Origin of the sequence: Pseudomonas sp. OVF7 (assembly GCF_030644265.1) — a bacterium.
GTDB lineage: Bacteria > Pseudomonadota > Gammaproteobacteria > Pseudomonadales > Pseudomonadaceae > Aquipseudomonas > Aquipseudomonas gorinensis.
In genome coordinates, this window is sequence record NZ_CP128996.1 from 835628 (window position 1) to 861525 (window position 25898).

The window sequence follows — 25898 nt, forward strand, 5'->3', positions numbered from 1 at the left end:
GGGGCGCGAAGCGGCCCCATTACAGGCGATGTGTTTTTAACTGACACACCGCGCTGCCTGGTTTTGGGGCCGCTTCGCAGCCCCAACGCGGGGCAAGCCCGCTCGCCACAACAAGCCCGCTCACCACAGCAAGCCCGCGCGCCACAGGCCAGCCTGCTCGCCACAATTACAGTGTTGCCCCTTCCCCTCCCACCTTCAAACCATCCCGCCGAGCTTCAATTCGCTCTTCAAATACGCGTAGTAAATCGGTCCTGCCACCACGCCCGGCAAACCGAACGCGGCTTCAAACACCAGCATCGCCAACAACAACTCCCACGACTTGGCACTGATCTGCCCGCCGACGATACGCGCGTTGAGGAAGTACTCGACCTTGTGGATCACGATCAAATACCCCAGCGCCGCTACCGCCACCCAGATCGACAGCGACAGCGCGACGATGGTGATCAGGGTGTTGGACATCAGGTTGCCGATCACCGGCAGCAGGCCGAGCAGGAAGGTCAGCACGATCAGGGTCTTGGTCAGCGGCAGGTGGATGCCACACAGGGGCAGCACCACGGCCAGGAACACCGCGGTGAACACGGTGTTCAGCGCGGCGATCTTGATCTGCGCGAAGACGATATTGCGAAACGCCTGGACCAACAGGTGCAGACGGTCGAACAGCACGGCGGCCAGGGGTTTGCGTTTGGTCACGTCGGGCACGCGCTGCAGCGCGATGATCGCGCCGAGCACCATGCCGATCAACAGGGTGACGAACATGTGGGCGGCGTCTTTGCCGACCAGTTGCAGTTCGCTCAGGTGCTTGCTCAACCAATCGCCAATCGCCACGCGGAATTCAGCCGCGCTGGCAGGCAGGTAGGCATCGAGAAACGGCGGCAACTGGCCGCGCGCGCGATCGACCACACCCATGAATTTATCGAGGGAGGCCCCAGGGTTTTCCGCCTCGTGGAGCAGGAAGCTGATAGCGCCGGCGAAGATCAGGGCCAGCACGCTGACAATCAGGGTGCCGAGCAACGCCACCGCCAGCCAGCGCGCGCGCCGGCCTTCGATCAGCCGTTGCAGTTGGGGGGTGAGCATATTGACCAGTTCAAAGACCAACAGGCCGGCCAGCAGGCTGGGCAACAACTTCAGCGGCAATACCAGCAACAACCCGCCGAAAATGATGATGTAGCTGGCCAGCAATAACACGTGACGCTGAGAAAACGTTGGCATACAGCCTCAAAACGAACTGCGTTAAAGGATGTTGTAGGAGCGAGCTTGCTCGCGAAGGTCGCCAACGATAACGCGTTTACTCTGAATAAACGCGGGGCCATTGCGTTCTTCGCGAGCAAGCTCGCTCCTACAGGGGGCTGTGTGCGAGTGTCGCAGCCTTCTATGGCCTGGGGCTATTATTTCTTCAGGCAGGTACTCATAAAGGTTTTGCGCGCATCACCGGTCAAGGCTTTGGTCTTGGCGTCCGCATTGCAATCCTTCATCTTCTGCTGCTGCGGCGTAAGCGTCTTCGCGTCATTGGCCGCCGGCGCCGACAGGCAGGTTTTCATGAACGCCTTGCGCTCATCGCCCTTGAGCGTCTTGGTGGTGGCTTCGGCATTGCAGGTGGTCATCTTGTTTTGCTGGGCAGTAGCAGCGAAGCCCTGGGAACACAGCAGCAGGCCCATCATCAACAACGGAATACGCAGCATCTTCATGGAGTTTTCTCCCTGTTACCGTGCCGGGAGGCACGGCCTACCCAGCAGTGTAGCCAAACCTTGTTACATCTTCATCGGCTGCGGATATTCGTCCGCCGGTACTGCTCTGGCGTGCAGCCGGCCTGGCGTTGGAACATCGCGATAAACGCCGAGGCGCTGCTGTAGCCCAGGTCAAACGCCACGTGTTGCACACTGCGCTGGCTGTCGAGGGCTTCGATGGCGGCGAGGTAACGCAGGCGCTGGCGCCATTCGCCAAAGCTCATGCCCAACTCGCGCACGAACTGGCGCGCCAGGGTGCGTTCGCTCACGTGCACCTGCTCGGCCCATTGCGCCAGGGGGCGGTTGTCGCCGGGTTCCGCCTGCATGCCTTCGAGCACGCCAAGCAGCCCAGGGTGGCGCGCGTAGGGCAGGAAGCAATCGTGGATCGGCGCCTGCTTGAGCTGGTCGACCAGCACCTGGGCCAGGCGGATATCCGCCTCGCTGAGGGGGATGTTGACGTCTCGCAGGGCGAAGTCACTGAGGATGGCCTTGAGTATCTCGCTGATCGCCAGGGTGCAAGGCTGCTTGGGCAGTTGCTCGCAGAGTTGTGGGGCCAGGCCCACCGAGCGATAGACAATCGCCTGGGCATTGTAGGAGCTGTGTTCGGTATTCGGCGGTATCCACACGGCGTATTGCGGCGGCGACATAAAGCGGTTGCCGGCCACCTCCATACGCATCACCCCGCTGGCCGAGTAATCCAGCGAGCCCCAGGAATGCCGGTGCGGCGTGCATTCAGTATCGGGGGCGAAATCGGAGTAGCGGAAGTACACCGGGCTCGGCAGCCGGGGGAAATCCGCAAGGCGTACGGTATGTCTGGGCATATTGTCTGGATACAAAGGTCGGTTGTCTGGATCGCAGTATAGGCTTCGATCCAGACAGGGGATAATCCTGCCTCATCAACCCACCTGGTTTCTTTCGATGCAATACGCGTATCCCCTGCTGGCCATTTTTATCTGGGCCGGCAACACCGTGGTCAATAAATTGGCCGTGGGTTCGATCTTCCCGGCTGAAATCGGCTTTTACCGCTGGTTGCTGGCGGCCGTGCTCTTCACGCCGTTCATGCTCAAGCCGGTGCTTGCCCAGTGGCCGATCATCCGCCGCAACCTGGGCAAGATCTTCATCCTCGGTGTGCTGGGCATGGCCGTGTACCAAAGCCTGGCCTATTACGCCGCCACCCTGACCTCGGCCACCAACATGGGCATCATCCTGTCCCTGATGCCGTTGATGGCGCTGACCGCCGCGATCATCAGCCTGGGCCAGCGCCTGACCTTCGGCGCACTCACCGGTGCGCTGCTGTCGTTCGCCGGCGTAGTGGTGGTGGTATCGGCCGGCAGCCTGGGGGCGCTGCTGCAACACGGGGTCAACCTGGGCGACGGCATGATGCTGGTGGCGACCCTGGCCTACGCGGTCTACAGCACCTTGCTGAAAAAGTGGCAACTGCGCCTGCCGCCGTTGGTGTTGCTGTACTTGCAGGTACTGGTGGCGGTGCTGGTGCTGTTTCCGCTGTTCCTGTTCTCGGCCAAAGCCGGCCTGGGCTGGGCGAATATACCGCTGGTGCTGTATGCGTGCTTGCTGGCTTCGATGCTCGCGCCGCTGGCATGGATGCATTCGGTGAAGACCCTGGGGCCGAGCCGCACGACGCTGTTTTTCAACCTGCTGCCGTTGATCACCGCGCTGATCGCAGCGCTGGTGTTGAAAGAAGCGCTGGCGCTGTATCACCTGGTGGGCGGTTTGCTGACCCTGGGCGGGGTGATTTTGTCGGAGCGCTGGACCACGCCGGTCGGGCGTCAACGCGCCGCTGCCTGAGCGATGGTTCTCGCGGCGCACCTGCTACACCCCGGCCGCCTTGAGCCTCTGCGCATGCTCGACGAACAGCCGGATCGGCTCCGCCCCCTTGCCCACCAGCCCCAGGGACTGGTTGACGATATCGAAATGATCCAACGCATAGTCATCGCCGATCACCACGCCCAGGTGTGAGCTGTAGCGCCCGACCATGCCGTCGCACTGGCCCTTTTCGCGCACGAAGCTGCGGGCGAACAGGCGGCAGCTGCGATTCGTCCCGTCCAGCAGGTTGCGCCCGCGGTCGGTCTTGCCCGGCTGCAAGGTGCCGGACCACGAGTAATAGCGCACGCCATTGACCTCGGCAGCCCCCTGCCCGCCCCACGTTGCTGGCAAGCCCTGGGGGTACGCACGGTTGAACGCGGCCACGCCGACGCTGGTGAGCGAATGGTGCGAGGCGTGCAAGTCAGCCTTGAAGCGCGGCCCGCGATAGCCGGTTTCCAGCACACCCATCACCCAGGCGACCCAATGGAACAGGGCACTCATGATCCGGCCCCTGACGCTCTCCGCCGGGTAATGGGTGTGGATATGGTCGGCCAGTTCCGAACCGTGGTTGGGCCCGGCCACCGAGGTGACCGACGCCACCCACTCCGGCACCCTGGCCGCCGCGTAGCGCGCGGTCAGCGCCCCCTGGCTGTGGCCGATCAGGTTGACCTTATCGGCCCCGGTCTCGCGGCGAATCCGCTCGATGTGCGCCAGCAACTGCTCACCCCGCACCTCGCTGGAATCCAGCGGCGCGACCTGCACCGCAAACACCTGCGCCCCACCCGCCCGCAGCGCCGGGACGATGCCATACCAGTAGGGAAACCACCCCAGGCGCACGAACCCGAGCATGCCGGGCACCAACACCAAGGGGTAACGCGTGGCTAACGACTGCGGCATGGGGCGAACGTCCTTGATCGATACAGGATAGGCGCAGGCTAGCCCAATCCAGCGACGAGCAGATGACACCGCCCAGTAAATCCAATAAAACTTTTTGCGTTGCGCGGCACTCACAACTGGGAGCGATCACGCCAGCAGAGCGTGGCGCAAAACCGGATTAGCACCAGGAGATTGAGATGACTGAAGCAAACCTGACTGACGTTGCGACCCTGCGCAGCCGCGCCCGCCAGAACGTCGAAAACGGCGCCGTGACCGAGGGCTACGACGCCGACCGCGAAGAGATCATTCGCCTGCTCAATGCCTCGCTGGCCACTGAACTGGTCTGCGTGCTGCGCTACAAGCGCCACTACTTCATGGCCAGCGGCGTCAAGGCCCAGATCGCCGCCGAGGAGTTCCTCGAACACGCCACCCAGGAAGCCGAACACGCCGACAAACTCGCCGAGCGCATCGTGCAGTTGGGCGGCGAACCGGAGTTCAACCCGGACCTGCTGTCGAAAAACTCCCACGCGCAGTACGTGGCCGGCAATACGCTGAAGGAAATGGTCTACGAAGACCTGGTCGCCGAGCGGATTGCGGTGGACAGCTACCGCGAGATCATCCAGTACATCGGTGATAAAGACCCGACCACGCGCCGCCTGTTCGAAGAGATCCTGGCTCAGGAAGAAGAGCATGCCGATGACATGGCCGACATCCTGGAAAGCCTGTAACCCCTGTGGCAAGCCCTAATGCCATTTAGTTAATGGCTTTTTTGTAGGAGCGAGCTTGCTCGCGAAGAACTCTCAGGCGCCGCGTTCATTCAGGAGACACGCGTTATCGTTGACGTTCTTCGCGAGCAAGAACTAGGCGTCCCCCTCGCTCCTACAGAAGGCGATATACGCTTAACTGAACGGCATCAGGGGCCCCCCTCCCCCATTTTTGTTCGCGGTTTGGTCTGTCAGCCTTTCACCGTCTTTGGCGCCTTGCCTTCCCGCATCTGTTGCAGCAGCGGCGCACACTGGTTCGGCGCATCGCCACTCGGCGCCACCAGCGCCAGCAAGCCGGCGGCCGGGCCGGCGATCACGCCCAGTGCGACCATGCCCGCGCCACGCAGGGCCAGGGGGATGGCTTTGACGCCGGCATTCGGCTTGATGAACGGGCCATTGACGTACAGCGGGGAACGCAACGAGAACAGGCGGAACCCTTTGGACTCCGGCGTGATGGTGAGGTCCAACTGCTCGGTGGCCATGTTCGCAGTGCCATCGACGTAGATGATGGCGTTCTCGGTATCGAACACAAACAACCGGGTCGTCGCCAGGCCGGTCTTGATGCCAAAGTCCGCCGCCGCGCAGTTGATCTTGACTTCCTTGTCGCCAAACAGGCGGCCCACCACGTAGTTACCGACGTTGAGCCCGGCTATTTCCATCAGGCCACGGCTGATGGCGCCGTCGTTGATCAACATTTTCAGGTCGCCGTTGGAAGTGCCCAACAGCGCCGCCACGGAGTTGCCGCGCCCGGAAATATCCGCATCACCGTTGAGTTCGCCGAAGCTGGTTTTCATCGGTTCGAAAGTCGGGAACAGTTGCTTGAGCTTGAAGTTACGCGCGGTCAGTTTGGCCCGGCCTTCCATGGGCACCGTGCGGCCGTTCAAGCGGATCTGCGCATCCAGCTTGCCACCGGCCACCCCGAAGCGCAGGGGTTCCATGCTCAGCTCGCCGTCGTTGAGGACCAGGTGGGTATAGAGGTCGGTGAACGGCAAGTCGGCGCTGTGCACAATGCGTTTGCCGGTGAATTCGACATCGGCATCCATCACACGCCAGCGCTCGGTGCGGAACTCTTCCACCGGCAGCACTTTGTTCGCCGGTTGCTTGCTCATCCCACCACGGGCCTTTTGCTTGGCGTTGGAGTCGGCGCCGATCAAGGGCGCGAGGTCCGTCATCAGCAGTTGGTTGGAGACCAACGTGCCGCTGAGCTTGGGGCGTGGCTGGCTGGCGACATAGGCCAGGTCGCCGTGGATGTCACTGTTGCCGATCTTGCCGTTGAAGTTTTCGTAGCGGAACGACGCGCCATTGGCCTCGTGCAGCTTGGCGATCAGATGTCCGTCTGTGGAGTAGGCCGGTGAATCCGGCAAGGTGACGCCGGTCAATGGGTACAGGTTGCCCAGGCTGCTGCCGGCAAGTTTCAGGCGCAGGTCGAGGGCGCCCAGGTTGAGTGGGTCGGTCAGGGTGCCGGCCAGGGCGATACGGGTGTCGGCGATGTCCACCTGGGCCTGTAGCGGGAACGGCTTGGCCGCGTCCTGCAAGGCAAGCAGGCCGCCGATCTTGCCGGTGCCGTCGAGTTTCTGGCCGTGGTACTGGCCTTTGACCTTGAGGCCAAACGCGTAGTCCTGGGGGGCCGCGCCTTTTTCCAGGGCCTTCCTGGCATCGGCGTCACCGACGATTTCAGCAAACGGAATGGGCTGGCCCAGCGGGTCGATGATCACATCGAGTTGGGTCTTGAGGGTTTGATCGTCAAGGGTCACATGGCCTTTGTCGAAACCGATAGTGCCGATGTCCACCACCCAGCTGGAAGGTTCGGCGCCGGGGTCCTTGGGGTCGAACGTGAAGGTCCAGTTGGCACGGCCATCGGCGAGGCGCTGCAACTCGGCGCTCGGCTCAGTGAGGTCGATGCGCGGGATCACCACACGCTGGGCCAGCAAGGCCAGGAGAGAGATACGCAGTTCAACGCGCTTGAGCGTGACCATCTGCGGTTTTTTCGACCAGTCAGGGTTACCCAGGGTCAGGTCTTCGGCAATCACATGGGGCCACGGCACCCAGGCACGCCAGCCGCCTTCGTCTGGCTCACGCTGCCACACCACCGCGAGGTTGCCATTGATGGCGAACGGACGATGCAGCTCTTCGGAGACCTTGGCATTGAGCGGGGGTTTGATGCGATTCCAGTCAAAGAACACCAGGACCAGAGCCACGATGGCAATTAATAGAACGAAGCTGGCGCAGCTCCAAGCGACGATTTTACGAGTGCGCGTCATTGCACAGGACTCCTGAATACGACTGGCTGAGCTACCCCTATAGAGCAGCCTATAAAACTACGACTGGTAAACCACACGGGGGTTTAACCCGATGCACGATTTAACCCGCGGACACCGGCTTTCCTGACCGACCAGGCAAATTTGATCTTCAACGGCGCACCATTGTTACCCAGGTTCGTGTCGAAAATACCCACACCGGTGCAAAACCGCGGGCTTGAGAGGCTCGTTCTAGAGCCTCCGCCGAGAACAATCAATTCTGTTGATTATTACCATTGTGTTTATGAACTTTTATATCGACTTATCGAGAGTAGCATTAGCTCCGTACCCACTTTATCGCCCTCCCAAGGAGCAACCCATCATGAAACGCCAAGTCCTTGCTACCGTCCTGATGTCTGTCCTGGCTTCCAGTGCCTTTGCCCTGCCAGCTGCGGAACAGGCCACCCCACAGAATAAAGCCCAAGCCGTTCAATCCAGCCAAACCCTGGCTCGCAGCGGTTCGCAAGAAGATGAAAACCGTGACTACGCCAAAGGCGCCGTTGCTGAGAATGGCCGTAATCGCCTGGAAGAGAAAGGCCTGGTAGAGGGCGGCGCTGAACAAGCCAACGACCGTGCCTACACCCAAGGCGTCGCTGAAAATGGCCGTAATCGCCTGGAAGAGAAAGGCCTGGTTGAAGGTGGTGCAGACCGTCTGCAGGAACGCAACACCGTTGCCGAAGGCGGCGCTGACCGTCTGCAAGAACGCAACACCGTTGCCGAAGGCGGTGCTGACCGTCTGCAAGAACTGCATCAAGCACAGAGCTAAGCCTGTGATGGCCCAGAAAAAAGCCCGATCAGCCGATCGGGCTTTTGACTTTATGTAGCCTGCGTCACATCTCCCCCTGCACACCTCGCCGTCAAGTTCGACGTCAACGAAGTTGTTTTGCTAGAGTGCGTCGCTGTACTTGCCGACAAAGCCCGCCCCCACATGCTGCCCCGCGCCGAACAGAAGCAACAGACCCGCCTCGCCTTGATGGACGCAGCCCGCCATCTGATGGAGTGTGGCCGTGGGTTTGGCAGCCTGAGCCTGCGCGAAGTGGCCAAGACGGCCGGAATTGTACCGACCGGGTTCTATCGACATTTTGCCGATATGGATCAGCTGGGCCTGGTGCTGGTCAGCGAAGTCGGCCAGACCTTCCGCGCCACCATTCGCCTGGTGCGCCATAACGAATTCGTGATGGGCGGCATCATCGATGCGTCCGTGCGGATCTTCCTCGATGTGGTCTCGGCCAACCGTTCGCAGTTTTTGTTCCTCGCCCGCGAACAATATGGCGGCTGCCTGGCGGTGCGCCAGGCCATCGGTGCCCTGCGCGAAGACATCACCCGCGACCTCGCGGCGGACCTCACCCACATGCCCAAGCTCCAGCACCTGGATGCCGACGGTTTGCACGTGATGGCCGACCTGATCGTCAAGAGCGTGTTCGCCACCCTGCCCGACATCATCGACCCTCCCGCCCAGGCCCTCCCGGCCCACCTCACGCCCCAGGCGAAAATCACCCAGCAACTGCGCTTTATCTTTATCGGCCTCAAGCATTGGCAGGGCCTGGGCAGCACGGAGTAAGTCCCTCAGCCCGCGGCGTGGAAACGCTTGGCGGTGGTGAAATTACGGTCCCAGTAACGGTTGCTCAGCGAGTCGATACGCACGGTTTTGCCCGCCCGTGGCGAATGGATAAATTTGCCCTCGCCTATGTAGAGGCCGACATGGCTCACCCGCCCGCGCCCGTTACCTTTGAAAAATACCGCGTCGCCAGGCTTCAAGGCGTTGCGCTTGATCGTGGCGGCCTTCGAACCATGCATCGCCGCCGTGGTACGCGGCAGGTGGATATTGGCCTGGGTCTTGAACAGGTACACCAGGAAGCTGCTGCAATCGAAGCCCTGCTCGACTGAATTCCCACCCCATTTATAGGGGGTGCCGAGTAACTCATGAGCGCGATCGATCACATCGTCGATGGACGGTTTGCGTGACAGGGCTGGCAGTGCAGTGTCGACCTTGAGAGGGGCGACAGCGCGCTTCTGGATATTGGCCGATGAAGACGTGGTGACCAGGAAAAGGCCGAAAATGAATACACACACAATTGATTTGAACATGGTGGAACCCGTCGTGGATTGAGCACGGCGCAAATCCTAATCAACGATCAGGTAATCCGATGAACTCCTATTCCTGTGAGCACGTAGGACAAATCCGAAAAAATTCAGCGATAAAAAAGATGAAAGAGATTTCCTGCAGCCCCCGTCCGCCCCAAGGAGAAGCGCACATATTTGGTGCCATAAACATGGCGACGCACCAATTTGAAACATTGGCGAAGTTTTCTGACGCCCTATTCGGCAGCACTGCCACGCACCTACAGGCAATTCCTACTCCACGGCATGATTGGCAAGGCCCTTGCTCTAGCTCTTGCATCGCTCATAGCTGGAAGTTTCCTGATGCTGGTGATCCACCGCCGAATCGCCCCGCAGGCCCTCTGGGCCGCTGAATTGCTGCTGAATTTCGAAGCGCGCAGCAAAAGCCGCCTGCGCTGTTTCAGTGCCGACGGCGAAGATGTCGGCCTGTTTCTGGAGCGTGGCCAACCGCCGCTGCACGATGGCGAATTCCTACAAGCTGAAGACGGACGTGTCGTACGCGTCTGCGCGCGTCCTGAACAACTGCTGCATGTCACCTGTAGCAGCGCGTTTGAACTGACCCGTGCCGCCTATCACCTGGGCAATCGCCATGTCGCCCTGCAGGTCGGCGATGGCTGGTTGCGCTTGTTGGACGACTACGTGCTCAAGGCGATGCTCGATCAACTGGGTGCCACCACGCAAACCATCGAAGCGCCCTTCCAGCCGGAACATGGCGCCTATGGCGGCGGCCATCATCATTCGCGCCATGGCGACGAAGATTTCAACTACCCGCCCAAGCTGCACCAGTTCGGCGTACGGTTATGAACCCAGCCTGGGCGCTGTTGCGTCTGGCCAGTCCGCAACTGCCGATTGGCGGCTACAGCTATTCACAGGGGCTGGAAATGGCCGTGGAAAATGGCCGCGTGAGTGATGCCGACAGTGCCCGACGCTGGATCAGCGACCAGTTGCTGCTCAACCTTGCACGCTTCGAAGCCCCGCTGCTGCTTGCCCATTGCCGTGCTGCCGCGGACGAGGATTGGCCGCAGTTGGCGCAGTTGTGCGCAGAACACCGCGCCAGTCGTGAGACGCGCGAGCTGTATCAGGAAAGCCGGCAGATGGGCTACTCCCTGCAACAACTGCTCAACGGCTTGCCCGAGCTCGACGCTGACGCTCGCGAAGTACTCGATCAACACACCGAACCCCACCTGGCCCTCGGTTGGGCCCTGGCCGCCCGCGCCTGGCGCATCAGCTCCGACGATGCCCTGGCTGCCTGGCTGTGGAGCTGGCTGGAAAACCAATTGGCGGTGTTGATGAAAACCCTGCCCCTCGGCCAGCAAGCCGCCCAGCGCCTGACCAGCGAACTGCTGCCGCTGCTGCAACAGGCCCAACAGGACGCCGGTCGCATCGACCCCAACCATTTTGGCAGTGCCGCCTTCGGCCTGTCCTTGGCATGCATGGCCCATGAGCGCCAGTACAGCCGCCTGTTCCGTTCATAGGTCCTTTTACGTCGGAGGCCTTTTATTTTGGAGAAGCACATGAACACACAACCTCTGCGCGTCGGCATCGGCGGTCCGGTGGGCTCCGGCAAGACCGCCCTGACCCTGGCCCTGTGCCTGGCGCTGCGTGATCGCTACAACCTGGCGGTGGTCACCAATGACATCTATACCCGCGAAGACGCCGACTTCCTGGTGCGCAACCAGGCCCTGGCGCCCGAGCGCATCATCGGCGTGGAAACCGGTGGCTGCCCGCACACGGCGATCCGCGAAGACGCCTCGATCAACCTGGAAGCGGTGGACCAGCTCAACCGCCGCTTCCCTGGCCTGGACCTGATCCTGGTGGAGTCCGGCGGCGACAACCTGTCGGCCACCTTCAGCCCGGAGCTGTCGGACCTGACCATCTACGTGATCGATGTGTCGGCCGGCGACAAGCTGCCCCGCAAGGGTGGGCCCGGTATTTGCAAATCCGACCTGCTGGTGATCAACAAGATCGACCTGGCACCGCTGGTCGGCGCCTCGCTGGAACTGATGAACAGCGACACCCAGCGCATGCGCAACGGCAAACCCTTCGTGTTCAGCAATCAGAAAACCGGTGTCGGCCTGGAAGAAATCGTCGCCTTTATCGAACGCCAAGGTCTGTTGACCGCGGCCTGATCAACCCTAAGGAACCTGTCCATGAGCCTGAAAAAACTCTTCGGCGCCGCCGCCCTGCTGCTCACCCCTGCCCTGGCCTTCGCTCACCCGGGCCATGGCGACAACGGCCTGGTGGCCGGTATCAGCCATCCATTGGGCGGTATCGACCACCTGCTGGCCATGGTGGCGGTAGGCCTGTGGGCCGCGCAGCAAAAAGGCGCGGCGCGTTGGGCCCTGCCTTGCACGTTTGTGGGCACCATGCTGATAGGCGGCGTGCTGGGTTTTGAGGGCCTGGGGTTGCCGGCACTGGAAAGCGGGATTGCCGCGTCGGTGCTGGCACTGGGCCTGGCGGTGGCGCTGGCAGTGCGTCCGCCGTTGTTCGTGGCGGTGGCGGCGACGGCGGTGTTTGCCTTGTTCCACGGGGTTGCCCATGGCCTTGAGCTGCCAGACATGTCGAACCCTTGGGCGTATGCCGCAGGGTTTGTCGGCGCGACCGCTGCACTGCACGCCGCCGGGTATGCGCTGGTGCGCTGGCTGCCGGCTGCGGCGGCGCCGTTGGTGCGGGTTGCCGGGGCGGCTTCGGCGGCGACTGGGGTGTGGTTGCTGGCGGGCTGATTTGCGCCGTTTGTAAGGGCCTCATCGGGGGCAAGCCCCCTCCCACATTTGACTGTGTTCACAAATCCAAATGTGGGAGGGAGCTTGCTCCCGATAGCGGTGGCGCAGACACCACTGATCCCAAGCCTGCTACCATGCGCGCCTACACCCCTGCCGTGACGACGCCAGCCGATGCCCACCGTTCCAAGCTCCACCCCCCAGTCTTCCTTGAATGCCGTGCTCTCGCACTTCCATGACGTGATCGTGCCGCTCTGGCAGGGCCCGGGCTGGAATGCCGAGCTGACGTTACCCTATGAGGCGCTGGACGCCGATCACCGGCCCTTGCCCCCGCAACGCTACCGCGCCATGGCTTGCGCACGGCAGTTGTACCTGTTCGCCAGCCTGATCGGCGTACCCGGTGCCGCCTTTGCCGAAGAACGCGCAGCGGCGCTGTTTCGCTCCCTGCAACGGCATTTCCACGATGCCGAACATGGCGGCTGGTTCTACAGCATCGACCCTGCCGGCCAGCCACTGGACAAACGCAAGGACCTCTACACCCACGCCTTCATCATCTTTGCCTGCGCCCACTACTGGGCCAAGGTGCGTGAGCCGCTGGTGGAGTCGGTATTGAATGCCGCCCTGGAAGTGGTGGCCGAGCGCTTCGCCAACGGCGATGGCCTGTACGAGGCGGTGTTGGAGCGCAACTGGTCATCACTCAAGTCCGGCCCGCTGCAAAACCCGCTGATGCACCTGGCCGAAGGCTTCCTCGCCACCCTGGCGGTGCGTGAGGATACCGGCGTGCAAGCGGCCCTGCTGAGCCTGGCGACGGCCATGCAGCAGCGCTTTATCGAACGTCAGCATGGCGTGATGATGGAAAAACCGCTGGGCGCTGTGGATAACTGGTTTGAGCCGGGGCACCAGTTCGAGTGGTTCTTTTTGCTGGAATCGTCGCCCGTGCTGCACGGCACTCCACTGCATGGGTCACTGACGCGGGCGTTTGCCTACGCAGAGCACAAGGGTGTGGATAGCGAGACCGGGGCGGTCAGCGGCATGCTGGCACTCGACGGTACGGTGCGCGACGGCACCCAGCGTATCTGGGCCCAGGCGGAATACCTGCGGGCACTGACCTTGCGGCCTGGCAGTGAGGCCGTGCTGCAGCGCCAATTACTCGCGCTGCAACAGCATTTCCTGCATGAAAAAGGCTGGCATGAATGCCTGGATGCCAAGGGCGACGTGAGCCGGCGGGATATGCCGTCGACCACGCCTTATCATTTGGCGACCTGTTATCAGGGTTTGATCCAGCATCTCGGGTGACCTTCAGGGCCTCATCGGGGGCTTGCCCCCGATGCAGACGACTCGGTCTAACTGACCATCAAGCAATCCACTTGCGATCCCCGGTAAAGCTGATCGTCAACCAGCGCGCCGCATCCGGCGTGCCCAGCCCTGTGGATATCTCTTCGCGCAGCCCGTCGAGGGTCGCGACGCTATCCACCGGGTAGTCCGCCGGCAACACCACATGAATCTCGATAAACCGCGCCCGTCCGTGCTTTTGCACGTAGGACACGTAGTCTTCGAAACCATGCCTGGCCTGGGCGGCGTCCATCACTTCACGCACCTTGTCGTCCAAGTGGTCCGGGGCAATCCCCAACACCTCGCGCAAGGCCGGGCGCAAGATCTTGAAGGCCGGCGCCAGCATGCTCAGGGCCAGCAGGATCAGGATCAACGGGTCGACATACACCGCCCACTCGCCATAGCCCTGGGACTTAAGCAACAGCGCGGCGAGAAAGCTGACCAGCAAGCCCACCGAAAGCATCGCGTCCACCAACCAACTGATGTTGTCGAACTGGATCAGCGATGACTTGAGCCTGCGGTTGCGGTAGCGCACATAGAAGAAATAGGCGAACTCGACGACGGTAAATACCGCGGCATAGATAATCACCAGGCCCAACTCGATCTCGCGCCCGCCATTGATAATGCCGAACACACCGTTAAGCAACGCATAGATGGCGATCAGCAGCAGGAAGCTGCCTTCGATCAGCAATACCATCGGCTCCAAGTGCCAGTAGCCGAACTGGAAACGCTCATTGCTTTTCTTGGCGATCAGCTTGGCCGTGATCAGCATCAACACCTTGATGGCGGTGGCGATCAGCGAGAAAAAGCCGTCGAATAAAATGGATTGGGCGCCAGAAACCACACCCGTGACAATCCCGGCGATCGCGACAGCGAACATCAGGATCGTCGATTGTTTGAGCAGCGACTGCTCACCTCGGTTACTCACAATTCCTCCCGTCAAAACCTTTGAACCGCTGGATGCGGTGGGGTTTTCAGGAGTGGAGTGTACCTTATGGCCTGTTTTGACCGATTTGCCGCCATTTATTGTAGGAGCGAGCTTGCTCGCGAAAAACCCGAGGGCGCCACGTGCAGTCAGAATGCACGCGTCATCGTTGACGTTTTTCGCGAGCAAGCTCGCTCCTACAGTGTATGGCGTAAGCGGCTTAGGCCTTAGCCCCACGCTCAATCGCAAACCCAGCCCAGGTCTGGCTCACCGGCATCAGTTCCAACCGGTTGATGTTGACGTGCGCAGGGGTGTTCAGCACCCAAAAGATGGTGTCGGCAATGTCCTGCGGCTGGATGGGCTCGGCGCCGGCGTAGGTGGCGTCGTAGCGCGCCTGGTCACCACCGAAGCGCACCAGGGAGAACTCACTCTCGCACAAGCCCGGCTCGATATTGGTCACGCGCACGCCTGTGCCTTGCAGGTCGCAACGCAGGTTCAGCGAGAACTGCTTCACGAACGCCTTGGAGCCGCCATACACGTGGCTGCCTGGATACGGGTAGCTGCCGGCAATGGAGCCCAGGTTGATGATCCCGGCACCACGACCATGGGCGATCAGGCGCGGCAGCAGCAGGCTGGTGGTGGTCAGCAGGCCCTTGATATTGGTGTCGACCATGGTTTCCCAGTCGTCGAGGTTGCACTTGGGTGCAGGGTCAGTGCCCACGGCCAGCCCGGCGTTGTTGATCAAGCCGCGCAGCGTGGCGAACGATGGTGGCAGGTTGGCGATGGCATCCTCCATGCCCTTGCGGTCACGGACGTCCACCACCAGGCCATGCACTTCGGTCTGCTTGGAAAGCTCTTCGACCAGCGCGTTCAAACGCTCGGCACGACGACCGGTGAGCACCAGTTTCCAGCCGGCTTCGGCAAACCGACGGGCGCAGGCTTCGCCGAAACCTGAGGTGGCGCCAGTAATAAACAGCGTGTTGGACATGGTGTTCTCCTTGCGGGCATCGGGGAAAAAAATCAGCCAGCAGAATGCCTTTACGCCGCGGTTGCGGCAACCGCTATGCACATCACCTCACTCACGCCTGGTCATTTTTTAACCATCACGAGCAAAGCCTTATGAACCGTGGCTTGCAGCCACATGCACGCAGGTTATCCACAGCTGCGCCCACAGTCTTTGGGGGCAAGTGCAAAACGCTTCAGGCCGCTGTGTACAAGGCTTTCAGGCGATTTTAGAAAGTTTTTTGCTTGACCTGAGCGCAGGCGTATGTAGCCCCATAAGCAGCGGGGAAAATCGAACGATGGCTCCAGGCCAGTCATTCCGGCCTCTGCGGCGGTCTTTCCAGAGTTTAATCACAGACTTATCCACAGGCTGGCGGGACATATTTCAGTCATATACCTGTGTCTTTAAACAGGTTGACAAACCCCTCGATCGGGCGCGAAAAAGCCACTGATCAAAAAACAACCACACAGCTGGAAGCCACGGTTTTAAAGGCGTTCAGCCAGCTACTCCCACGTTACCCACAGCCGGTTCCACAGTGGATGGGGACAAGTCAAAACTGTGACAAAACAGGGATTTGCGGCGGCTATATGTCGCGCTTTGGAGGGAGGCTGGATTTGTTTTCCACAATTTGGGATCGCCCTTGTGGGTACCATAAAACCAAATGTGGGAGGGGCGGTGCGACGATTCGACTTTCCCCCGATAGCGGTGGGTCAGTATCAGATGTGCCGACTGATACACCGCCATCGGGGGCAAGTCGAATCGTCGCACCGCCCCTCCCACAGGGGGACTGCATTGTTATTTGGATCAGTGGCCGCCGAGGTAGGCGTTGCGCACTTCCTCGTTCACCAGCAGCTCCTTGCCGGTGCCTGTGAGGCGAATCTCGCCGTTCACCATCACGTACGCCCGGTCCGACAAACGCAGTGCGTGGTTGGCGTTCTGCTCCACCAGGAAGATGGTCATCCCGGTGGAGGCCAGTTCGCGCAGGGTGGAAAAGATCTGCTTCACCACAATCGGCGCCAGGCCCAGGCTCGGTTCATCCAGCAACAGCAACTTGGGACGGCTCATCAGCGCGCGGGCAATGGCGAGCATTTGCTGCTCGCCACCGGACATGGTCATGGCCCTCTGGTTACGCCGCTCCTTGAGCCGCGGGAACAGCTCGAACATGCGCTGCATGTCTTCCTGGGCGAACTTGTCACCGATAGGGATGGTACCCATCAGCAGGTTTTCCTCGACGGTCATGTCGGGGAACACCCGCCGCCCTTCCGGCGACTGCGCAATACCGTTGGAGGCGATGTAGTGGGACGACTTGTGGGTAATGTCGACACCGTTGTAGAGAATCTGCCCCGACTCCGCCCGTGGCTGGCCGAAGATCGACATCAGCAGCGTGGATTTACCCGCGCCGTTGGAGCCGATCAGGCTGACGGTCTCGCCTTCGTTGATGTGCAGCGAGACTTTCTTCAGAGCCTGGATCGGGCCGTAGAACACATCCAAGTCCTTCATTTCGAGGATAGGCGCACTCATACCAGCTCCTCTTCGTCAGCACCCAGGTAGGCGGCAATCACTTTCGGGTCGTTGCGGATCGCTTCCGGCCCGCCTTCGGCGATCACGTTGCCGTGGTCGAGCACCACGATGTGGTCGGAAATACTCATCACCATGCCCATGTCGTGTTCGATCAGCACCACCGTGAGGTCGTGTTCGTCGCGCAGCAGGCGAATCATCGCGCTGAGGGCTTCGGTTTCCTGGGGGTTGAGGCCCGCCGCGGGCTCGTCGAGGCAGATGATCTGCGGTCGCGTGCACATGGCGCGGGCGATTTCCAGACGGCGTTGCTGGCCATAGGAAAGTTCGCCGGCGAGGCGGTTGGCGCAGTCCACCAGGTCGACTACTTCGAGCCAGTAGAACGCGTGGTCGAGTGCATCGCTTTCGGCCTTGCGGTAGCCCTTGGTGTTGAGGATGCCCGCCAGCATGTTGCGGTTGACCCACATGTGCTGGGCCACCAGCAGGTTTTCCAGCACCGACATTTCCTTGAACAGGCGGATGTTCTGGAACGTGCGGGCCAGGCCGGCACGGTTGACCAGGTGAGTACCGCCGAACATCTTGTAGAACACCCGGCTGAAGAAGCTTTTCGGCGAGACGAAGTCGACGGCCTTGAAGCGCTCGCCGAGCAACTGGATCACGTTGGTCTGCTTGCCGCGTACGTTGAGCTCGATCTTGCCACCGCTGGCTTTGTAGAAGCCGGTGAGGCAGTTGAACACGGTGGTCTTGCCCGCGCCGTTGGGGCCGATCAGGGCGAAGATCGAGTTGCGTTCGACCTTGAGGCTCACATCGCTCAAGGCCTTGATGCCACCGAAGTGCATCATCAGGTGTTCCACGCTGAGGACGATTTCCTTGCTCATGGCGCCACTCCTTTACGTGGGGTCACGCCGGTACGGCTGATGCGGATCAGCCCACGCGGTCGCCAGATCATCATCACCACCATCAACACGCCAAACAGCAGCACGCGGTATTCGGAGAAGCTGCGCAGCAGTTCCGGGGCGACGGTCAATACAAATGCCGCAATCACCACGCCAACCGTCGAGCCCATGCCGCCCAGTACGACGATGGCCAGGATCAGCGCCGACTCGAAGAAGGTGAACGACGACGGGTTGACGAAGCCCTGGTAGCTGGCAAAGAACACCCCGGCCAGGCCGGCAGTGGAAGCGCCAATGGTGAACGCCGAGAGCTTGACCAATACATGGTTCAGGCCCATGGAACGGCAGGCGATCTCATCTTCGCGCAAGGCCTCCCAGGCACGGCCTACAGGCATGCGGGTCAGGCGGTGCTTGATGTACAGCACAGCCAGCACCACCAGGAACAGCACGATGTAGATGAACATGAACTTGATGTTGGGGTTGTAATCGATGCCGAAGAACTCATGGAACGGAATCCCGCCATCCTTCGCCTTGCGCCCGAACTCCAGGCCGAGGAAGGTTGGCGAAGGCACCGGCATACCGTTCGGGCCGCCGGTAAATGACAGCCAGTTGTTCAGCACCAACCGAATGATTTCACCAAAGCCCAGGGTCACGATGGCCAGGTAGTCACCGTGCATTCGCAACACCGGGAATCCGAGTATGCACCCCGCCAGCGCCGCACAGATGGCTGCCAGGGGCAGCACCGTCCAGAAGCCCAGGCCGAGGTACTGGTAGCCCAGCGCCAGGCCGTAGGCACCGATGGCGTAGAACGCCACGTAACCCAGGTCGAGCAAGCCGGCCAGGCCGACCACGATGTTCAGGCCCAGGCCCAGCAACACGTAGATCAACCCGAGGATCACCACGGTCAGCAGGTATTTGTTGGCGAAGATCGGGAACACGATGGCGATCACGATCAACACCGGGATGATCCAGCGCAGCCGCGACTTGTAGTCCGGTGGCAGTACGTGCACGCCGGAGCCACTGCTTTCGAAGCCTTGCAGAATCTTCAGGCCCTTGGGGGTTTGCAGGAACAGGCTGAGGGCAAAGCGGCCGGCCATCACGATGGCGACCAAGGTGGCCACGCGCGCAGGTTCCAGGTTGAAGCTGTAGCCGTCGAGGACCACGCCGACGATCGGACCGAATACGATCAGCGAAATAAGCCCGGCAAGGATCGTATCGACCACACTTTTCTTGATATCGATAGGTTTGGCAGCAGACATGTTTACACCTTCGCCACGAGTGGGCGACCAAGCAGGCCCTGAGGACGGAAAATCAGAATCACCACCAACAGGGAGAAACTGAACACGTCTTTGTAGTCAGAGTTGATCAACCCCGAGAACAACGACTCGGAAATACCCAGGATGATCCCGCCGAGCATGGCCCCAGGCAGGGAACCGATGCCGCCGAGTACAGCTGCGGTAAACGCCTTGATGCCGATGATGAAGCCGGCGTAGAAGTCGAACGTGCCGTAGTTGAGGGTGATCAGCACGCCGGCCAGGGCCGCCATGGCGGCACCGATGATAAACACGTAGGAGATCACGCGGTCGGTGTTGATCCCCAGGATCGAGGCCATCTTGCGGTCTTGCTGGGTGGCGCGGCACATGCGGCCGAGCTTGGTGTACTTGATGATGTAGGTGAGCAACGCCATGCCGGCAAACGCCGCCACGAGGATGAAGATCTTGGTGTACGTGAGCTGGACGAACCCACTGCCGATGTCGACGCGCCAGGCGCCGGCCAGCAGGGTTGGAATGCCTTGTTGTTTCGCACCCTGGGCGATCTGCGCGTAGTTCTGCAGGATCAGGGAGATCCCGATGGCGCTGATCAGCGGTGCCAGTCGGGTGGAGTTGCGCAGCGGTTTGTAGGCGACACGTTCAATGACCCAACCGTAAACGCCAGTGACGACCACGGTGAAGATCAGGGTGCCGAGAATGAGCAGTGGGAAGGATTCGATGCCGAAGTAAGCCAGCAGTGCCAGACTGATCGCCGCGAGGTAAGCGGAAATCATATAAACCTCGCCATGGGCGAAGTTGATCATGCCAATGATGCCATAGACCATTGTGTAGCCGATGGCGATCAGGCCATAGACCGACCCGAGGGTCAGGCCGTTGACCAGTTGCTGCAGGAAAATACCATCCATAACGCAATCTCACGCGGTGAGCACCTGCACACCAGTAGGTGTGCGGCGCTTCTGGAGGAAAAGACAGATCTCGATCAGAACACGGTCCCCCTGTGGGAGGGGGCTTGCCCCCGATTGCGGAGCGTCAGCTGTACATCGGGGGGCTGACACACCGTCATCGGGGGCAAGCCCCCTCCCACATTCGGACGTCGGAGCTATGCCTTACTTCTGCTTTTCCAGCTGGTGGTATTTGCCGTCTTTATCCCACTGGTAAACCACGTAGTCGGAGACTTTCAAGTCGCCCTTCGCGTCCCAGGTCTTCTCGCCCATCACGGTTTTGACCGGGTGCGCTTTCAGCCATTTGGCGGCGTCTTCGCCCTTGTTGGACTTGGCGCCGTTGAAACCGGCGGCCAGGGCCTGCAGCGAGGCGTAGGCGTACAGGGTGTAGCCTTCTGGCTCATAACCGGCCTTGCGGAACTCTTCCACGACGGCCTTGCTGTCTGGCAGCAGGCGCGGGTCGGCACCAAAGGTCATGTACACGCCATCGACGTATTGCGCGCCGCCAGCGGTGGCCACCAGTTCATCGGTCACCACGCCGTCATCGGACATGAACTTGACGTCTTTGAGGCCCGCTTCACGAATCTGGCGGACCAGCGGACCGGCTTCCGGGTGCAGGCCACCGAAGTACACGACGTCGGCGCCCAGGGAGCGGATTTTGGTGACCAGGGCGCTGAAGTCTTTCTCGCCACGGGTCAGGCCCTCTTCCAGCACCGGCTTGACGCCGCGCTTGGTCAACTGGGCGGAGGTGGCGTCGGCCAGGCCTTTGCCGTAGGTGTCCTTGTCGTTGATGACCGCGACTTTCTTGCCCTTGAGCACGTCGACGATGTAATCGCCGGCGACGATGCCTTGCTGGTCGTCACGGCCGCACATACGGAACATGGCGCCCAGGCCGCGTTCGGTCACTTGTGGGTTGGTAGAGCCAGGGGTGATCGCGATGATGCCCGCTTCGTCGTAAACCTCGGAGGCCGGGATGGTGTTCGACGAGCAGAAGTGCCCGACCACGCCAATCACTTTGTCCTGGTCCGCCAGGCGGTTGGCCACGGCCACAGCCTGCTTCGGCTCACACGCATCGTCACCGGCAACCAGCACGACCTTCTCGCCGTTGATACCGCCGGCCTTGTTGATCACCTCGGCTGCCGCCTGGGCACCTTTCATGTACTGCTCACCGAACGACGCGTTGGCGCCGGTCATGGGCCCCGCTACGCCGATCTTCACATCAGCTTGAACAAACGTAGAAACACCCAGTGCCGCTGCAACGGCGAGGGCCAGAAAACCTTTCTTGTAAAACGTCTGGGACATGAGTGGTGCTCCGATATTTTTGATTTTTGGCACGACAACTTGCGTTCAAACCTTTCACTGAAAGCCCTGAGCAAGCCTCGTGCCATTACGTTTTTATTCTTCAAAAAGACACGGTGTCATTGTTATTTCAGATGTTTCGACTCCGCTCGCCAGGACGTGCAACCCTCTAGTATCAAGAGGTGCAACCCGACAGCCAAAAAAGTACAACCCTGGCGGGTCGCACCTGCAACCAAAGCGATAAACGACAGTTCCTACAGCTGTAACCGACTGCGTAACGGAACTGCACATTTACAGTGCGCGACTGCTACGACTTGCACCAATACAGATTAGTAGCCTACTCAGAAAACGCAGGCTTCTGAGCGGTATCGCTGATCAGATCACGATCCTCAAGCATTGCCCTGCGTGATACAGCGAGAATCCGGCCTCATAAAGGCAGCTGCGCAGGCCCACCGCGGCCAGTGGTTGCATTGGCGTAAACGGAATCGGCAGGGCCTGGGGATTCTGGTGACACAAATAGTCGGCGAATGCCTTACCCACCACGCTGCCGGTGGTCACGCCACGCCCGTTGTAGCCCGTTACCGCGACCAGGCCGGGGGCAGGTTCGAACAGGCGCATCAGGTGATCGGGCGTGAACGCGATGCAACCGGTCCAGGTGTATTCCCATTGCACCGATTTGAGGTACGGGAAGTAATGCTGCTGCACCCGATCGGCCCACGCCTTGAGGAACCACGTCGGTTTCTGGCTGCCATTGCCCAGGCTGCCGAGCAACAGGCGGCCATCGGCATCGCGGCGGATGCTGCTCAAGACCTGGCGTGTGTCCCACGAACCTTGGCCACCGGGGAGGATTTGCTGGGCCGCGGCGTCGGTCAATGGGGCGGAAGCCACCTGATAGTAGTAACCGGGGAAGAAATTGCGCCGTAACTCGGTCCATTCGCCTTCGGTGTAGGCATTGGAGGCGATCACGACTTGTGCAGCCTGCACCGCACCGTTGGCCGTCTGCACCGACCAGTGCGAACCCTGGCGTTCCAGCTGGGTCACCGGGGAATGGTCGAACAATTGCCCGCCCAGCCCGACCGCCGCATTCGCCAAACCACTGGTGTAAGCCATCGGGTTCAAGGTGCCCGCGCGCCGGTCGAGCAAGGCTGCGGCGATTTTTTGGGTGCCGGTGGCCTGCTCGCAGGCCTGGCCGGTGAGCAGCTCGACCGGCGCGCCACGGCGCTTCCATTGTTCTTCACGACTGCGCAGATCCGCTTCGCCACGGGCGTTGTGCGCCATGTGCAAGGTGCCTTCGCGGCGTAATTGGCAATCGATGTTGTATTTGTCGACCAGGCTGAACACCAGGGACGGTGCCGCACCCAGCATGCGGTTGAGCTGGCTGCCCACCGCCTCGCCGAAACCGGCTTCGATCTCGTCCGGGGGAATCCACAGGCCGGCATTGACCAACCCGACGTTGCGCCCCGAACCGCCATGACCGGTGCGATGGGCTTCCAGCACGGCGACGCTTTTACCCTGTTCCAACAAGTGAATGGCCGCGGACAAACCGGTGATCCCGGCACCGATCACGCACACATCCACCTTGACCTCGCCCTTGAGCGCGGCGCGATCCGGCCGGCCGGGGGTGAGGTGTTCCCACAAACATGTTTCGCGCAGTGCCATTGCCAGACTCCGATGAGACCTAACAAACAATTTTTCTTGTTCAACACCATCACTGTAGGAGCGAGCTTGCTCGCGAAAAACGCAAGGACATCGCGCTCATTCAGGTTGCCCGCCTGATCGTTGACGATCTTCGCGAGCAAGCTCGCTCCTACAGAAATCAGTCGAAGGTAATGCCCTGGGCCAATGGCAACTCCAGCGAGTAGTTCACGGTGTTGGTCTGGCGACGCATGTAACCGCGCCATGCATCCGAACCCGACTCACGACCGCCGCCGGTCTCTTTCTCACCGCCAAACGCGCCGCCGATTTCGGCGCCGCTCGGGCCGATGTTGACGTTGGCAATACCGCAGTCACTGCCCACTGCCGACATGAACTGCTCGGCTTCGCGCACATCGGTGGTGAAGATGCACGACGACAAGCCTTGCGGCACCGCGTTGTTCAGGCGCAGGGCTTCGGCAAAGTCGGTGTAGCCGACCACGTAGAGAATCGGTGCGAAGGTCTCGGTGCACACCACGTCGCTCTGCTCAGGCATTTCCACGATCGCTGGCGACACGTAGTAGGCATTCGGGAACTTGTCTTCCAACTGACGCTTACCGCCAAACACCTTGCCGCCTTCACTCAGGGCTTGCTCCAAGGCGTCCTGCATATTGTCGAAGCCGTGCTTGTCGATCAGCGGGCCAATCAGGTTGCCTTCCAGCGGGTGGCCGATGCGCACCTTGGAATAGGCCGCCTTGAGGCGGGTGACAATTTCTTCCTTGACCGACTCGTGGGCAATCAGGCGGCGCAGGGTGGTGCAACGCTGGCCGGCGGTGCCGACGGCGCTGAACAGGATCGCGCGCACGGCCATGTCCAGGTCGGCGCTCGGGCCGAGGATCATTGCGTTGTTACCGCCCAGTTCAAGGATGCTGCGTGCGAAACGCGCGGCGACTTTCGGCGCGACTTCGCGGCCCATGCGCGTGCTGCCGGTGGCGCTGATCAGGGCGACACGCGGGTCATCCACCAGCGCGGCACCGGCGTCACGACCACCGATGATCACTTGGCTCAGGTACTGCGGGGCGTCCTTGAAGTTCTTCAGCACGCGCTCGAACAGCGCCTGGCAGGCCAGGGCAGTGAGCGGGGTCTTTTCCGAAGGCTTCCAGATGACGGCGTTGCCGCACACCAGGGCCAGGGTGGTGTTCCACGCCCATACGGCCACCGGGAAGTTGAAAGCACTGATCACGCCGACCACGCCCAACGGGTGCCAGGTTTCACGCATATGGTGGCCGGGGCGCTCAGAGGCGATGGTCAAACCGTACAGCTGGCGCGACAGGCCAACGGCGAAGTCGCAGATATCGATCATTTCCTGCACTTCACCCAAGCCTTCCTGGGTGATCTTGCCGGCTTCCCAGGACACCAGCTCGCCCAGGTCGGCCTTGTATTCACGCAACACGTCGCCGAATTGGCGTACCAGCTCACCACGGCGTGGGGCTGGCACTTTGCGCCAGGCCTCGAATGCATGCTCGGCGCGACTGACCTGTTGCTCCACCTCGGCGGCACCTTCCCAGTGCACGCTGCCGATACGGCTGCCATCAATCGGCGAATGCACGGGCTGTTTACCCGACTGGTACAGCGCCGGGTTTACCCCGAGACGATCAAGCAATGCGGCAACCATGGGTCACTCCTTCAATCTACCAACAAAAAAATTGCGCCGCGGCCCACACGGCGATCCGGAACTTATTTGTAGCTGGCCCAAGACTTGCCAACAAACGACGATTAGGCGAGATATCATTCCGTTTATTCATGCAAAGAATAAAAAGAGGCGTGCCGTGCTGAACAAAAGACATTTGCCCTCGATCACTGCCCTGCAGTGCTTCGAAGCCGCCACCCGCCACCTGAGCTTCACCCGCGCCGCCGAGGAGTTGAACCTCACGCAAAGCGCGGTGAGCAAACAGGTCGCGCAGCTGGAAGAATTACTGCAACACCTGTTGTTTCGCCGGGTGCGCCGTCGCCTGCAGATGACCCCGGCGGGCGACCTGTATCTGGTGGAAGTGCGCAAGATCCTCACCCAGGTGGAGATGTCCACCCATTACCTGCGCTCCTATGGCGGCGAGACCGAAGTGTTACGCGTGTCCACGCCCTACACGTTTGGCGCGCGCTGGCTGGTACCGCGCCTCAAGGGCTGGCGCCTGCGTCACCCACAGATTCACCTGGACCTGTGCAACGAACAGGCGCCGGATGAACTGCTGCAAGGCAAGGCCGACATGGCGTTCTACTTCGGCCAGGGCGCGCGCCCCGGCACCGAGAGCCTGAAGCTGTTCAGCGAAGAACTGATCCCGGTATGCGCCCCGGAGAGCCTGCCCGCGCAGCCGTTCACCGACCCCACGCAACTGAGCAACCTGGTGCTGCTGCAAAACGCCTCGCGACCCCAAGGCTGGCATGACTGGTTTGCCGACCAGGGCTTCCACACCGAGCACAGCTACCATGGGCCGCGCTTCGATACCTTTTATATGTGCATTCGTGCGGCGCAGGTGGGGTGCGGCGTGGCGCTGCTGCCGCGGTTCCTGGTGGAGGAGGAACTGGCCGAGGGCAAGCTGGTGATCCCTTGGCAGCACGCGATGCCAAGCCAGGATGCGTATTACCTGGCCTACCCCGAGCATTCGGCAGAAGTGCCCAAGGTGCGCGAGTTTGTAAAGTGGATGATGGAGCAGGTTATTTAGTGCCTGAAATCGCGCTATCGGGGGCAAGCCCCCTCCCACAC

25 protein-coding genes are annotated in these 25898 nt (G+C 61.0%); 10 read left to right on the forward strand and 15 right to left on the reverse strand.

The genetic code is table 11. The features are described from left to right. Positions 1 to 195 precede the first annotated feature (195 nt). The 3 genes from QU606_RS03770 to QU606_RS03780 all read right to left on the reverse strand — a co-directional run bounded on the left by QU606_RS03770 (position 196) and on the right by QU606_RS03780 (position 2545). A complete protein-coding gene (locus tag QU606_RS03770; protein ID WP_024073128.1) occupies positions 196 to 1209 on the reverse strand; it encodes an AI-2E family transporter in 1014 nt (337 codons plus the stop codon). Between the two features lie 176 nt (positions 1210 to 1385). Continuing rightward, positions 1386 to 1685, reverse strand: a complete 300-nt coding sequence (locus QU606_RS03775) for a PsiF family protein (RefSeq protein WP_024073127.1) — start codon at positions 1683 to 1685, stop codon at positions 1386 to 1388. Positions 1686 to 1756: 71 nt separating this feature from the next. Further along, positions 1757 to 2545: a helix-turn-helix transcriptional regulator gene (locus QU606_RS03780; protein WP_304998125.1), complete on the reverse strand. Its 789-nt coding sequence runs from the start codon at positions 2543 to 2545 to the stop codon at positions 1757 to 1759. Positions 2546 to 2642: 97 nt separating this feature from the next. On the opposite strand from QU606_RS03780, the gene QU606_RS03785 reads away from it, so the two are divergent. Then, complete coding sequence (locus QU606_RS03785; RefSeq protein ID WP_024073125.1) at positions 2643 to 3530, forward strand: DMT family transporter; 888 nt, start codon at positions 2643 to 2645, stop codon at positions 3528 to 3530. Positions 3531 to 3554: 24 nt separating this feature from the next. Here the strand turns inward: QU606_RS03785 and QU606_RS03790 are convergent, their stop codons facing one another. Beyond that, on the reverse strand, positions 3555 to 4445 hold the full coding sequence (locus QU606_RS03790; RefSeq protein ID WP_024073124.1) for a triacylglycerol lipase: 891 nt from the start codon (positions 4443 to 4445) through the stop codon (positions 3555 to 3557). A gap of 176 nt (positions 4446 to 4621) precedes the next feature. On the opposite strand from QU606_RS03790, the gene QU606_RS03795 reads away from it, so the two are divergent. Continuing rightward, positions 4622 to 5152, forward strand: coding sequence for a bacterioferritin (locus QU606_RS03795; protein ID WP_024073123.1), 531 nt, complete (start codon positions 4622 to 4624; stop codon positions 5150 to 5152). 227 nt (positions 5153 to 5379) lie between these two features. Here QU606_RS03795 and QU606_RS03800 read toward each other — a convergent pair whose 3' ends face one another. Next, a complete protein-coding gene (locus QU606_RS03800; RefSeq protein WP_102625706.1) occupies positions 5380 to 7449 on the reverse strand; it encodes an AsmA family protein in 2070 nt (689 codons plus the stop codon). Between the two features lie 358 nt (positions 7450 to 7807). Here QU606_RS03800 and QU606_RS03805 point away from each other — a divergent pair, with 358 nt between their 5' ends. Then, positions 7808 to 8251, forward strand: a complete 444-nt coding sequence (locus QU606_RS03805; protein ID WP_069075157.1) for a hypothetical protein — start codon at positions 7808 to 7810, stop codon at positions 8249 to 8251. A gap of 162 nt (positions 8252 to 8413) precedes the next feature. After that, positions 8414 to 9046 (forward strand): TetR family transcriptional regulator, encoded by a 633-nt coding sequence (locus QU606_RS03810; RefSeq protein WP_024073120.1) that lies wholly within the window; start codon positions 8414 to 8416, stop codon positions 9044 to 9046. A gap of 5 nt (positions 9047 to 9051) precedes the next feature. Here QU606_RS03810 and QU606_RS03815 read toward each other — a convergent pair whose 3' ends face one another. Beyond that, on the reverse strand, positions 9052 to 9573 hold the full coding sequence (locus tag QU606_RS03815; RefSeq protein ID WP_024073119.1) for a C40 family peptidase: 522 nt from the start codon (positions 9571 to 9573) through the stop codon (positions 9052 to 9054). A gap of 336 nt (positions 9574 to 9909) precedes the next feature. Here QU606_RS03815 and ureE point away from each other — a divergent pair, with 336 nt between their 5' ends. The 5 genes from ureE (at position 9910) to QU606_RS03840 (ending at position 13622) form a co-directional block, all read left to right on the forward strand. Further along, the gene (ureE, locus tag QU606_RS03820; protein ID WP_024073118.1) at positions 9910 to 10410 is read left to right on the forward strand and encodes an urease accessory protein UreE; all 501 of its coding nucleotides are present in this window, start codon (positions 9910 to 9912) and stop codon (positions 10408 to 10410) included. Continuing rightward, the gene (locus QU606_RS03825; RefSeq protein ID WP_304998126.1) at positions 10407 to 11081 is read left to right on the forward strand and encodes an urease accessory protein UreF; all 675 of its coding nucleotides are present in this window, start codon (positions 10407 to 10409) and stop codon (positions 11079 to 11081) included. The genes ureE and QU606_RS03825 overlap by 4 nt, the downstream gene beginning before the upstream one ends. Positions 11082 to 11120: 39 nt before the next feature. Further along, entirely contained in the window at positions 11121 to 11735 is a 615-nt protein-coding gene (gene ureG, locus QU606_RS03830; RefSeq protein ID WP_012721947.1) for an urease accessory protein UreG, read from the forward strand. A 21-nt stretch (positions 11736 to 11756) separates the two neighbouring features. Then, positions 11757 to 12329, forward strand: a complete 573-nt coding sequence (locus QU606_RS03835) for a HupE/UreJ family protein (RefSeq protein ID WP_304998128.1) — start codon at positions 11757 to 11759, stop codon at positions 12327 to 12329. 171 nt (positions 12330 to 12500) lie between these two features. After that, complete coding sequence (locus tag QU606_RS03840) at positions 12501 to 13622, forward strand: AGE family epimerase/isomerase (RefSeq protein ID WP_304998129.1); 1122 nt, start codon at positions 12501 to 12503, stop codon at positions 13620 to 13622. A gap of 58 nt (positions 13623 to 13680) precedes the next feature. On the opposite strand, the gene QU606_RS03845 is transcribed toward QU606_RS03840, so the two are convergent. The 9 genes from QU606_RS03845 to QU606_RS03890 form a co-directional block, all read right to left on the reverse strand. Then, entirely contained in the window at positions 13681 to 14586 is a 906-nt protein-coding gene (locus QU606_RS03845; RefSeq protein WP_304998130.1) for a cation diffusion facilitator family transporter, read from the reverse strand. Positions 14587 to 14803: 217 nt separating this feature from the next. Then, positions 14804 to 15571 (reverse strand): SDR family oxidoreductase, encoded by a 768-nt coding sequence (locus QU606_RS03850; RefSeq protein WP_024073113.1) that lies wholly within the window; start codon positions 15569 to 15571, stop codon positions 14804 to 14806. A gap of 819 nt (positions 15572 to 16390) precedes the next feature. Next, positions 16391 to 17107, reverse strand: a complete 717-nt coding sequence (locus QU606_RS03855) for an ABC transporter ATP-binding protein (RefSeq protein WP_024073112.1) — start codon at positions 17105 to 17107, stop codon at positions 16391 to 16393. After that, the gene (locus tag QU606_RS03860; protein ID WP_024073111.1) at positions 17104 to 17979 is read right to left on the reverse strand and encodes an ABC transporter ATP-binding protein; all 876 of its coding nucleotides are present in this window, start codon (positions 17977 to 17979) and stop codon (positions 17104 to 17106) included. Before QU606_RS03860 ends, QU606_RS03855 begins: the two co-directional genes overlap by 4 nt. Next, positions 17976 to 19253: a high-affinity branched-chain amino acid ABC transporter permease LivM gene (livM, locus tag QU606_RS03865; protein ID WP_024073110.1), complete on the reverse strand. Its 1278-nt coding sequence runs from the start codon at positions 19251 to 19253 to the stop codon at positions 17976 to 17978. The genes QU606_RS03860 and livM overlap by 4 nt, the downstream gene beginning before the upstream one ends. Positions 19254 to 19255: 2 nt before the next feature. Next, a complete protein-coding gene (locus tag QU606_RS03870; protein ID WP_024073109.1) occupies positions 19256 to 20170 on the reverse strand; it encodes a branched-chain amino acid ABC transporter permease in 915 nt (304 codons plus the stop codon). 201 nt (positions 20171 to 20371) lie between these two features. Next, positions 20372 to 21508, reverse strand: a complete 1137-nt coding sequence (locus tag QU606_RS03875) for a branched-chain amino acid ABC transporter substrate-binding protein (RefSeq protein WP_024073108.1) — start codon at positions 21506 to 21508, stop codon at positions 20372 to 20374. 372 nt (positions 21509 to 21880) lie between these two features. Further along, on the reverse strand, positions 21881 to 23164 hold the full coding sequence (locus QU606_RS03880) for an FAD-binding oxidoreductase (RefSeq protein ID WP_024073107.1): 1284 nt from the start codon (positions 23162 to 23164) through the stop codon (positions 21881 to 21883). Positions 23165 to 23321: 157 nt separating this feature from the next. After that, positions 23322 to 24812, reverse strand: coding sequence for an aldehyde dehydrogenase family protein (locus QU606_RS03890; protein ID WP_024073106.1), 1491 nt, complete (start codon positions 24810 to 24812; stop codon positions 23322 to 23324). A gap of 154 nt (positions 24813 to 24966) precedes the next feature. Here QU606_RS03890 and QU606_RS03895 point away from each other — a divergent pair, with 154 nt between their 5' ends. Beyond that, positions 24967 to 25857 carry a LysR family transcriptional regulator gene (locus tag QU606_RS03895; protein ID WP_024073105.1) on the forward strand — a complete coding sequence of 297 codons (891 nt, stop codon included), beginning with the start codon at positions 24967 to 24969 and terminating at the stop codon, positions 25855 to 25857. Positions 25858 to 25898: the final 41 nt, after the last annotated feature.